Origin of the sequence: Methylobacterium sp. WL64 (assembly GCF_008039945.1) — a bacterium.
GTDB lineage: Bacteria > Pseudomonadota > Alphaproteobacteria > Rhizobiales > Beijerinckiaceae > Methylobacterium.
Window position 1 is genome coordinate 1 of record NZ_VRVA01000035.1, and the last position, 10951, is coordinate 10951.

10 protein-coding genes, 1 tRNA gene and 1 pseudogene are annotated in these 10951 nt (G+C 52.5%); 7 read left to right on the forward strand and 5 right to left on the reverse strand.

What is annotated here, in order from left to right; genetic code table 11:
• Positions 1-88: 88 nt before the first annotated feature.
• The gene (locus FV242_RS16215; protein WP_147939637.1) at positions 89-1282 is read right to left on the reverse strand and encodes a hypothetical protein; all 1194 of its coding nucleotides are present in this window, start codon (positions 1280-1282) and stop codon (positions 89-91) included.
• A 1129-nt stretch (positions 1283-2411) separates the two neighbouring features.
• Here FV242_RS16215 and FV242_RS16220 point away from each other — a divergent pair.
• Together FV242_RS16220 and FV242_RS16225 are read left to right on the forward strand one after the other, a co-directional pair.
• Positions 2412-3113, forward strand: a complete 702-nt coding sequence (locus FV242_RS16220) for a GAF domain-containing protein (RefSeq protein ID WP_147939638.1) — start codon at positions 2412-2414, stop codon at positions 3111-3113.
• Between the two features lie 36 nt (positions 3114-3149).
• On the forward strand, positions 3150-3380 hold the full coding sequence (locus tag FV242_RS16225) for a hypothetical protein (protein WP_147939639.1): 231 nt from the start codon (positions 3150-3152) through the stop codon (positions 3378-3380).
• A gap of 9 nt (positions 3381-3389) precedes the next feature.
• Here the strand turns inward: FV242_RS16225 and FV242_RS16230 are convergent, their stop codons facing one another.
• Positions 3390-3941, reverse strand: a complete 552-nt coding sequence (locus tag FV242_RS16230) for a PAS domain-containing protein (RefSeq protein WP_147939640.1) — start codon at positions 3939-3941, stop codon at positions 3390-3392.
• Between the two features lie 260 nt (positions 3942-4201).
• Here FV242_RS16230 and FV242_RS16235 point away from each other — a divergent pair, with 260 nt between their 5' ends.
• Positions 4202-4390, forward strand: a complete 189-nt coding sequence (locus FV242_RS16235; protein WP_147939641.1) for a hypothetical protein — start codon at positions 4202-4204, stop codon at positions 4388-4390.
• A gap of 49 nt (positions 4391-4439) precedes the next feature.
• Here FV242_RS16235 and FV242_RS16240 read toward each other — a convergent pair.
• Positions 4440-4802, reverse strand: a pseudogene (locus FV242_RS16240) (recombinase family protein); the annotation flags it as partial.
• 370 nt (positions 4803-5172) lie between these two features.
• Here FV242_RS16240 and FV242_RS16245 point away from each other — a divergent pair.
• The 3 genes from FV242_RS16245 to FV242_RS16255 are packed head-to-tail and all read left to right on the forward strand — an operon-like array spanning position 5173 to position 7726.
• Entirely contained in the window at positions 5173-5802 is a 630-nt protein-coding gene (locus FV242_RS16245; protein WP_246692731.1) for a TadE/TadG family type IV pilus assembly protein, read from the forward strand.
• An 11-nt stretch (positions 5803-5813) separates the two neighbouring features.
• The gene (locus tag FV242_RS16250) at positions 5814-6422 is read left to right on the forward strand and encodes a TadE/TadG family type IV pilus assembly protein (RefSeq protein WP_147939643.1); all 609 of its coding nucleotides are present in this window, start codon (positions 5814-5816) and stop codon (positions 6420-6422) included.
• A gap of 17 nt (positions 6423-6439) precedes the next feature.
• The gene (locus tag FV242_RS16255) at positions 6440-7726 is read left to right on the forward strand and encodes a TadE/TadG family type IV pilus assembly protein (RefSeq protein ID WP_147939644.1); all 1287 of its coding nucleotides are present in this window, start codon (positions 6440-6442) and stop codon (positions 7724-7726) included.
• A gap of 447 nt (positions 7727-8173) precedes the next feature.
• Here FV242_RS16255 and FV242_RS16260 read toward each other — a convergent pair whose 3' ends face one another.
• The gene (locus FV242_RS16260) at positions 8174-9211 is read right to left on the reverse strand and encodes a YihY/virulence factor BrkB family protein (RefSeq protein ID WP_147939645.1); all 1038 of its coding nucleotides are present in this window, start codon (positions 9209-9211) and stop codon (positions 8174-8176) included.
• Between the two features lie 243 nt (positions 9212-9454).
• Here FV242_RS16260 and FV242_RS16265 point away from each other — a divergent pair.
• Positions 9455-9529 (forward strand) — tRNA-Thr (locus tag FV242_RS16265).
• A 319-nt stretch (positions 9530-9848) separates the two neighbouring features.
• Here the strand turns inward: FV242_RS16265 and rsgA are convergent.
• Positions 9849-10883, reverse strand: a complete 1035-nt coding sequence (rsgA, locus tag FV242_RS16270; protein WP_147939646.1) for a ribosome small subunit-dependent GTPase A — start codon at positions 10881-10883, stop codon at positions 9849-9851.
• Positions 10884-10951: the final 68 nt, after the last annotated feature.

A 10951-nucleotide genomic window follows, 5' to 3' on the forward strand; every position in this document is an offset into this window, starting at 1 on the left:
TATCCGGACGCTGCAGCCGCAGCACCAGTTCGATCAACTCCTCGCGGCTCAGCCGCTCAAGATCGGTACGAACCATCCCACGAGGGAATCAGCGAAACCCAACCCGCGCAAGGGGGTGGGTAATTACAATAAATGAGTCATGCACTGGAAGGATTGGTATATCGTTCTTCTGACAGGACTTGATTACTTGCAAAGCCAGCTCACTGTCTATCTTTTGAAATTCGACTCCTTTATCTGCTGCTATGAATTCCTTAATGAGATGGTTATGCTCTATTGCCTCGTTGTAAATACTCGTTGCTTCTTTGAGGGAGCATTTGAGCTTCTTTTTAATTGCATGTTTAGCTCCATCAGGATTACGAGCATTCATACATATGATCAGCGCAAGCTTGTAGGACTTTCTCTCTGACGATCCTCTTCGCTCGTAGATGTCATAATCTTTATCAAGAAAGTATCCTGCGAAGGCATAGGCAATCTTTGGATGCAGCGACGAGAAGTCCGGTTCTGCTGTAGGTTCGCCATTGATAGTCAGAAGTCCTCGTGCATATTTGGGCATATTCTGCCAAGGACCGTAAAGTCTACCGCCAAGCTCGAAAGAAGATCGACAGAACACACGGCGTAGTTGAGGTTCAGTATAAGGTATGGCAATTTCTGTCAGTTCTTTAGTCTTACTAGATTTGTGCGGAATAATTATATGATTTTCTGTCCTTCTGACACCAACCATCGCTACATCGATCTTAATTTTTCTCATGACATCATTGATTGCCCGCAATTCATCTCGCATCTCATTAGTGTTCGAAGTATCGAAATAATGGATCCAGTTCCCGTCTTCGTCACGCTGCCAGATGCATTCATGTTGGACAGGCCTAACTGCATAGCCTTGACATGCATCAATTAACTTGGGCATTGCATAGATCGTTGACTGAGTGCCTTTTCGACCTTTTTTCGGAGAACGAGCTGGAGCAATCCAGTTATGAACATATCCTGCTTTTGTAAGAATGTTTACTGCCTTGATGATCCGTGCATACGTAAAACCACGTCCGTGATACCGCTGCCTTCCTGTGTAGAAAGGCCGTCGTCTAGAATAGGCAATTGCTTGATCAGTTTCGGAGGCTACGATTAATTCTGCGATGATCGATCGCATGACCCCATACTTATCGTTGGTTAGGTTGAGTTTTTCCAATAGCGCTGGGTCAACGTCCCATTTAAGGCCCAACATGCGTTCATCGTTCACGTAATCTTCGCCGTCGATGAAATCAAATTCGTCGGTAATCTGATTGTTCAATGTAAATCTCGTAAGCTCATGAGTCTGCACGAACCCTCGGTAGAGGGAACTTCTTGCCGTTCTCAGCGTTGATGTGGATGAGAAAAAAATCGTCAGAGATATTGCGTAAGTATCTGTCGTCTAAAGATGTAATCCTCGACAAAAATCATTCTTATACTTTATGCTTGAATATTACCTAGACGACAGACGTTCGCCGGGCGTTTCGTGATACGGGTTAGTTTCTTTGCTTCTTCTTTTCCTCATATAAGGAAGGCTCTTCCGCCGAGAAATCGTCGAAATTCTCCCCCAGGTGGAGAATTTTCTACTGGAGTGGAATATCCGGACGAATTTCTGCCTCTGGAAGCTTTGAAAGATGAAGATCTCTTTCTTCTTCACGATTTTACGCCGCTTTCGTCACCCAGGATCCGTGCTTCCGAACCGGCTCCGGTTACGGGGCAACGTTCCATCGTTGGACCTGCTCAGCTAGACCAGCCAGAAACGCCGATCTCCAACCGCTTACTGCCAAGCTAGAGTCGATCGTGCCTGGTGATGGAGACGTCTATCTCGGCGAGTTACAGGTGTTAGCCCTGAGACGTGAGTAACCAGTGACGCAAATCGGTGAAATCCGTCTTCAACCATACAAGAACGAACTCTCAAGCCTCACCCCAATCGGACGGATTCAGCGATCTCTTTATGGATGCAGCTGATCGCTCTGCGCGAAATTCCTTATTGCCTTCTCGTGCTACAGAGAAGGAAGGCTTTCCCCGACAACTTCGATTATCGCTCTTAGGTTGCAGAAATCTTAACTTAGAGTTGTTTCTCTGTCTGGAAATCGGACATGCAAGTTGTGAAAGCAACGGAATAGGTACGATCGTTACGAAGTTCCGGCTGGTTGGGCGTCCGTCTGGGGACCAGTACAAACCCAAGCCGAGGCGAACGGATTGGCAGGACGGTTCACTGATTGAAGGTTCCTTCGGTCAAGCTAGCCGGATCAGCGTCCTGGCAAGTCAGCTGTGTGCAGTTCGCTCTCTTCATCAGCGACGGCAATCGCTACCGATTTACACCTGCATCAGCATCGCCTTGTTCTCAACCAGAAGTTCGGTCACAGGGGCCGCAAAGCTCCCCGACTGATTGAGGAACGTGACCCGATATGGCTGGAATTCCATGGTCTATCATTTTAGACCCACATCGACTCGAAGAACTCAACTCGTTGAATATACTCGACACTAAGCCAGAGCAGTCATACGATGATTTAGCTGCCATAGCCCGCTTGATATGCGGCACTCCAGTCGCAAACGTAACTTTAGTCTCCGATGACAGACAGTGGTTTAAGTCAGCCGTTGGAAACGATGTGCTGGAAACACCGGTAGAACAATCTGTTTGTGCTCATACCATCGGCGAAGAAAACATACTGATTATCAACGATTTGACTAAAGATGTCCGAACTTCAGATAATACGCTTGTTACTGGAGCCCGATCATTGCGGTTTTATGCTGGGGTACCTCTTCGCCTTGATTCAACATACGGCATAGGCACGCTCTGCGTTGTTGATACCAAACCACATCCTCACGGTCTCACCTACGACCAAGTCGAGGCTCTCAAAGCCCTGGGTCGCCAAGCTACAATTCTTCTGCAAGTTCGAAAGTTTCTTGCGACAACCAATCAAACACTTGAAGCAGATGCATCGATTGATCAAACTTTGGAGGAAATTTCAGACGCTATGCTCAAAGCATACCGACTCAACAAGATCTACAAGGATGGTGTTCTAGAAAATTTGCTTTTCAGCGGCCTGAGCCATATCGCTATCGGCATCGCTCGCTCTGGAAAAGCAGCGGAAACAATTCTGAATTGATGCTCTGCAATCTTTGGTGCGACGTGGAGCATCCTGATGAGTAGAAATGATTTCGAAAATAGCCGTATCCTTAAAAGCATCGCTGATGCACTTGGAACGGAGCCAGCTGCCTTTTACATTGATGAAGGCTTGCCATCCAAGGCCCTTGAGATCCGAGAGCTTCTGGAGTCGTTCGATCGCATCAAAGATTCGAGTGACCGGCGCATCTGCCTCGATTTCATCAACTCGGTCGTGGCCCGGCAGGGAGCGGTCCCTGATGGATCTTGAGTTCGTCCATCAGGAGCGACGCAGTGCTAGCGATCGTCCAAATCCAACCAGGAGCATCTCTGTAAGACGACGGAGATCGGGGTAATCACCCCGCTTCAGGGTCGAGTGCATCTCAAGGCAGCGGTCAGCAGCAGCGATCAGCGGATCCTCAACCTCTTGGTTGAGTAAGCTGGCCGAGATGAAAACGTCAGAGTGAGCGTCGGTGGTATCGATGTAGGCACCTTGGCCCTGCATCCTCCCGGACTCATCCGGCACGAGGGTCCCACGGTTAAGAACCCAACGAACCCCTGTGTCGGTCACTACTCGGAATTCAGCCGAGAACGAGCCTCCCGTCTGCCTCACACGACGGATGCGTTCGAACACCCACCCTTTGTCGTCAGCGTGGATCCGTCCAAGAGCCACTTCCATAGGAAGCTGTTCACCGGCGAGGCTTGGATTTCCGGCCAAAAGAGCGGCCGCTCCTTCGTCGAGCAAAGATCGTCCGGCTGTGACGTTGGTGTTCCAGATACCAACAAACCCAGCTGCTGTTAGAGCTGGCTCTACGCCTAATAATGAATTCATTTATCCCCCCACCCCTGAGTTCAACCTGGGAACTCGCTCGGTGGACGAATAGTTTCAGTCGTCCTTTTTATCTGAGTCGTGCAGCATCTCCGAATGCGGTTCGGTGACGGCTGCCACAGTTGCATTTCTCCGGCCAATGAGCTGTAAGAGAAATCTTCTCTTCCGGACCGTATTCGTAGAAATCTAATCTACATCAAGAAATGTGGAGATTTTTGATGTCAGAGTATGCCAGTCGAAACAAATTGTAGTTGATAGCACGGATGCTTGAGATCTCCGAAGATGCATTCCTGCCTGGGGGCGGCTCGGCGCATGAAAACTTGATTATCTCTACCATGACTGAACTTTCAGAAATACTTGATATATTTTGCAACATTCAGAACTCGGCCTTGCGCAGAGAATGCCTGGATTTTGTTCGTAACGCCGCATCGAAATATGCGGCAAATAGATAACTTCCTGCATGGTATATAAATAAATCGATTGCTATATATCGTTCATTAGTCATTTGCTAGCGTGGCCGTTAGTCCGAGGACGTCGGAAGTAGGTGTCAAACGTGTCTCGGTTGACACCGAGCTGCTTGGCTATTTCAGCGATGCTTATCGTCCCAGCCTGAAGCAAAGCCGGACCGACCTCGATGTCCTCTGCGGACAGTTTCTTGGGTCGTCCTCCCTTACGACCATGAGCAAGGGCTGCCTTGAGCCCTTCCATCGCCCTCTCTCAGTTGAGGTCGAGGAAATACTCCGCGATGGCTCCGTGGAGCTGACGGGCAAACCGGCCGTGGGCGGTTTCGCTGTCGAACTGCTCGGTGAGGCTTGGGAAGTGGACGGTCTGCTATCGCAATCCGTCGATGGTCCGCATCATCTCGCAAGCCTGAGCGCTAACTGACGCTTCGAGAAACGTGTGGGGGCGGGTGGTGAAAGCACCTTGCGCCTTCAGACTGCCCACCCAGTGGGCGCAAGCGTCTATGGAGGCTGAACGTGGCGTAAGGTGAATCATTGATAAAGACCCAAAGAAACCGCCTATTTAGGCGGTGGTACTTATTTCAACGTCTGTTTTTTCGCTGTTTTTCCCTCCTGGAAAGACAACGTCGACATTAATAGCAACCAATTAGCAATACATATTCCGCCAATGTGGTGCCGTTAGAAAAAGCGATTCCCGGTGAGGGGATCGAAATTCACATGACGTGCACAGAATGTGGAAACGGCTCCCGCTCACGACACGGATAGGCAATGGGGTGGCACTGACCACCCTTCGGTCTGTTCTAGACCCGTTTGGTAGGGCTTCCCGTGAGCTGTCCCGTAACCGCGGTGGATCCTCGGCGGTCGAGTTCGCCCTCGTGGCCGTTCCCTTTTTGGCTCTCTCGGGAGCAATTCTTGAGGCTGGTGTGACCTACTTTGCTCAGGGCATCCTTCAGCAAGCCGTAGTCGATGCTGGACGTCAGATTTACACAGGCCAGTTTCAAACGGCGAACGCCAACGTCACGGACTCAACGACCCTGCTCAACAATTTCCGGACCGCCATGTGCTACCCGGGAGGTCGAGCACGCATCACGGTGTTCCCGTGCTCTAACGTCCGTATCAGCATCACGAAGGCCGCGAGCTTTGGTTCAGCAACGCCGGCGCAAGCAACATCGACCAATCCTAAGACTGGTATCTCGGACTGGAACGCAAGTTTCCCATCATACAGCTGTGCACGAGCAAGCGACGTGATCGTGGTCCAAGCAGCAGTAGACGTGCCTGTCTATTTTCCACTGCTCGGAGCGGCCTACGCCACCCTACCTAATCGACGTCGCCTACTACAAGCAGCCACCGTCTTCCAGGTTGAGCCGTTCAACTCGAACGCTGCCTGCTCATCCAGCTCCTAAACTGCCTCGCCATGAATATCATTGCAAACAATATCCATCGGCTTGGAAAAGAAAAAGATGGCGTGGCGGCTTTAGAGTTCGCCCTAATACTTCCACTTCTAATAACGTTGTATTTTGGCTTGATTGAACTGGTGCGCGCCATTGATACTGGCCGGAAGACCACGCTCTATGCACGAACAATTGCAGACCTTTCGGGTCGTGCCACCAACGGCAATCCCAGCACAGCTGACATGGATGCAATAATAAATGCCGCTGGTCCAATCATGCGCCCCTATCCAACTATCAATTTGCAAATTGCCATTCATTCAATGGGTGTCGAAAAGATATCTGGTGCGCTGTTTGGTGGAGTTTGCTCAAGTTATCCCCTGAATGCTCGCCCTGTTCTCACAATCAACGGCAACAGCGGACTGCCAAATACTCCAGCCACATTTCAATATGACGGCGCCAGGTATGTTCTAGCTGAAGTGACAGTAGCCTACGTCCCAATAATTGGCTCCAAGCTCTACCAAATGATTTTTGGTTCAAGGGGCCTTGTCTTCAATCGGCAAATCTCATGGGCGCAACGTCTCGATAAGGGCGAAGTCGTCATGCCAGGGGGCTCTAAGTGTCCGACCTATTAAACCGTCTTTGGCATCACATGAAATGGACATTCAATTTGCTTCAAAACAACGTTTTTCGTAGCTTTAAGCAGGATCAAAATGGCCAGATAGCAATCCTTTTTGCGTTGCTCAGTATGCCGATGCTTTTCGCAGCAGGTGCAGCGGTAGATTATGGACGTCGTAACGCTGCGAAAGCTCAACTTGACGCCGCAGTCGATTCTGCAGTTTTAGGCGTCATAACGCAGAAAACAAACACGCTCACGAGCGACATGTTATCTAGCGCAAGAACTCAATTTATGGCGGATGCGGCCAAGCTGCCGGGTGTAACAATAACTTCATTTACTCCAACGCCGCTGCCGGGCGCAACTCAGGTTGGTATCACTGCCAATTATACAGCAACGGTCAAAACGACACTAGGTAGCATGATGAACGTCGTGACGATGAACATCTCTGGACAGTCCGGAAGCGTTCGCAACGTCGCTCAATATATCGACTTCTACTTACTGCTGGATAATTCACCCTCAATGGGGCTTGCAGCCACAGCAGCCGACATATCAAATATGCAAAGAGTCGCTAATGGCTGCGCTTTTGCATGTCACCTTTTAAACAGCAACGGAACTGAGAACAATAACGACAATTACAATATCGCAAAAAGAAACAACATTAAGCTTAGAATACAAGTGCTACGTGATGCTGTTTCTAACTTAGTAGACTCCGCGAAGTCCAGCATGAACTTAACTCAGCAGTTCAGAATGGAGATGTGGACTTTTAGCGACTTCCAAACAAAGCTTATGTCACTGACCCCATCTCTGGATCTAGTGAAGTCCGCCTCTAGCCAGATTGATTTGGCATATTCATATCAAGATCAGAGGGATAGTCAAACAGCCTACGAGCGTGCGATTTCCAAAATGACGAGTCAGATTCCTGCAAGTGGCAACGGCGTTACCGCCGCTACTCCTATACGCTTCTTGTTCTTCGTCACTGATGGGGTTCAAGACACCCCAATTGACGGAACGATGAGCAATCAGAGTTCCGGATATAAAATCAACAACAATCGCTTTATCAGCGCCATCAGTCCGTCTACCTGTCAGACAATGAAAAACAGCAACATCAAAATCGGAATTATTTACACGCAGTATCTTCCATTGTATAGCGACGATTTCTACAACCAAAACGTGAAGCCATTTGAAAACAATATTGGTCCGATGCTCAAAAGCTGCGCAACTGACGGGCTCTATTTTCCGGTTGCGACAAACGGCGATATCAATCAGGCAATGCAGCAGCTATTCAGTGCCGCCCTTGCTTCAGTGCGTATCACCAATTAGCTCGCCTGTTCTTTGACCACCTATCTTAGTCGCACGAGCGGCGTACCACCCGGGTTCACGCAGGCCTAACGGTCAATCGAGTCAATCTGGTCATTAATCATTCATTAACCATTTCATCCCATCCAAAGGCAGGAACGAATGGGGAACGAGCCATGCAGCAGTCTGGAATCTCTCTTACCTCCGCTCTGTCCGAGGGAACACGTTTGGCCTTCGCAGCGAGCATTAGAACAACCTATGCCAGCTTGGGCGCTGAGCCACTTCCGATGGTCCACGTTGACCTGCTGCTGACAATGAGAAGGCACGAAAAGCTACATAGGCCAATTAAGTCGGGCAGCTCAAATCTGTTTTGATAGTGGTCCAAAGCTGTCCGGCAAGGAGCCTCAATCCGCTTCGTCGATTATGTGGCTCGACGGTATTGCTATTTGATCCTGCACTTTCGCTACCGGCTTACGGACGTCCAACCGTATCGGCGGCAAAAGCCTTTCGAGATCCCAGGGGTTTCGGTTGGCCAATCGTGCTGTCTCTGGCTGTCTGTCTTTCCATCTCGGAGTTCAGTTCAGCACCAAGAAGAACGATCACAATCGAAAGCCAGATCCACGTCATAAATCCAATTCCGGCACCTAGACTACCGTAGATTCGATTGTAGCTGTCAAAGGTGGCTACATACAGAGTGAACACGACTGAAGTGCCAACCCATCCTAAGGCAGCGGCAGAGCTTCCCAAGCTCACCCACCTCCACTTTGCCTCTCGCCGACTCGGACCGTATCGGTAAACCAGTGAGAGGCCGGCGCTCACGAGAATGACGAGAACTGGCCAGCGTATGAACCGTAGCAACGCATCCGTCCGCTCGCCCAATCCAATACGGCCGAGGAAGATCGGCAGTCCCACGACCACAGCGATCGTGGCAACGGTGACAAGGGCTCCGGTGATCGTGAAAAGAAACGTCGTTAGATAGACCCGCACCAAATTGCGCTTTTCTTTTTCTCTGTAAATAACGTTCAGGGCATCAAAGAGGGCGGCTACACCTGAGTTCGCACTCCAAAAGGCGATCAGGAAGCTCAGCAGTGAGGCTGTACCCAGGGTCCCTGCTCCCTGCTTAGCAACATGTTGGAGCTGGTCGGAAATCAGATTGAGAACACCATCTGGTAGCACGCCTCTCAGCAGGCTGAGGTGCTCTCCAATGACGCTCGGATCTGAGAACAAGCTGTAGAGTGAGACGACCGTGGCGATGCCGGGGAACGTCGACAAAAGGCTGAAGAAAGCGACGCCACCAGCGGTCGACAGCACCCTGTCCCTAGGGATCGCCCAAAACACCCGCTGAAGAACATCCTTCCATCCGGCAGGTGGGATATCGGTGGGTCTCTCTGCAGAATGACCACGGCCCGGTTCCCGAGCCCGTTCCTGTGCGATCTTGATCGTCGCATCGTCCGGAGCACGAGTGGCTTCCGAACGCCAATCCGAACCCTCTTCCTCGTCTTGGGTCATGCGACGGCTCATACGGACAGGGTGGTCTCAAGTGAGCCTATTGCCCTTCTGTCCTGCGAGCCAGTGACCTGATTGGATCGTCCGCTCCCGGGGAAGTTCCTGTCTAAAGTAGGCAGCAAGCTATAAAAATTTGCTTCCAGCCTAAGCCCCTCTCGGCCACAGGCCGGTGGGTTGACGATCACACAAAATTCTCACACACCGAGGCTTCCTGGTTATCCCTCGATACGTCGTTTCTCACTGTGGGCCGGTGTAGCACAGCGGTAGTGCAGCGGTTTTGTAAACCGAAGGTCGGGAGTTCGATCCTCTCCACCGGCACCAGATTTTTGTCTAACGATGGCAGTAGGTTAAGCGGATTTCAGGCCTCGGCGACCGCATCGCTCGTACAGCGGCATGTCGCATCGACTCTTCGAACCGCCAGGCCGTGGAAGGACCCGAGAATAGCGGTCTACCATTCGGCCAGCCTTCATCGTGCCATTCTGTGAGGCGCTTCAGACTCGCACAATGCGCTGCGATCGTATGACCTGGCCGTACCACGATCGGCGCCCGTGCTGCCGCCGACCGGACCGTAAGTCCTATCGGTCGGGCAAAGCGTTCGCCGTCTCTGTTTCAGACGCTCGCTTCGACGCAGACCGACAGCCTACCGGCCGGTCTTCTGACGGCCGCGCGGCCCGCTGGACACCTTGGCGTTGTCGAGGTTCTCGGTGAGCAGCTTGCGCCATCGGGTCAGCCTATCGGAATCCAGCTGGCCGTTGGCGACGGCGGCCCGCACTGCGCAACCGGGTTCGTGGGCATGCGTGCAGTCGCGGAACCGGCACGAAGGCGCCAGTTCGGTGATCTCGGCGAACAAGGTCGCGATGCCGTCGGCGGCGTCGCTGACCTGAAGCGTTCGCATCCCGGGCGTGTCGATGACCCAGCCGCCGCCCGCGATGGCGTGCAGCGAGCGCGACGTCGTGGTGTGGCGCCCCTTCGCGTCGTGCTCGCGGATGCTGCCCGTCTCCTGGGAGACCTCCGCGTTCACGCCGGTCAGGGTGTTCACCAGGGTCGACTTGCCGACACCGGAGGAGCCGACCAGTGCAACGGTCTGTCCGACGCCGCACCACGGCGATAAGGCGCCTGCAGCCTCCGGGAGACGGGAATCGACGATCACGACCGCCAGACCGCGCTGCAACGCGGCGGCTTGGTCCCGGTAGGTTTGCGCATCGGCCACCGTGTCCGCCTTGGTCAGAAGGATCACCGGATTTGCACCGCCCTGATTGGCGAGAGCCAGATAGCGCTCCAGCCGAGCAGGATTGAAATCCGCGTTGCAGGATGTGACGATGAACAGCGTATCGACGTTGGCCGCGGCCACCTGCGGAATCCTGCCGCCTTCGGTGCGTCGCTCCAGGACCGACCTGCGGTCCAGGCGGCGGTGCAGGGTGTGGGTCCGCGGATCGACCAGCACCCAATCGCCCACCGCGAAGGCGCCGGTGTTCGTATGAACCGGAAGCGTCAGCTTGACCGGTCCGGTGAGAGCCAGGGCGGTCATGCGGGAGCGGTGGACCGTGGCGATCCGCATGGGGGCGAGATCGGCCTCGTCGTCCCCCCGCTGGTCCTCGAAGAAGCTGGACCAACCCAGGCTGGCAGGCTGCGCGGGAGGGGGGCAGACGGGATGATCAATCACCGGCTTGGCCATGCCACGGCCTCCCGCCCATGGCCAGCATCGAAATTGTAACGCTGCGCCGGACCCGGCGTGCTTCCAGC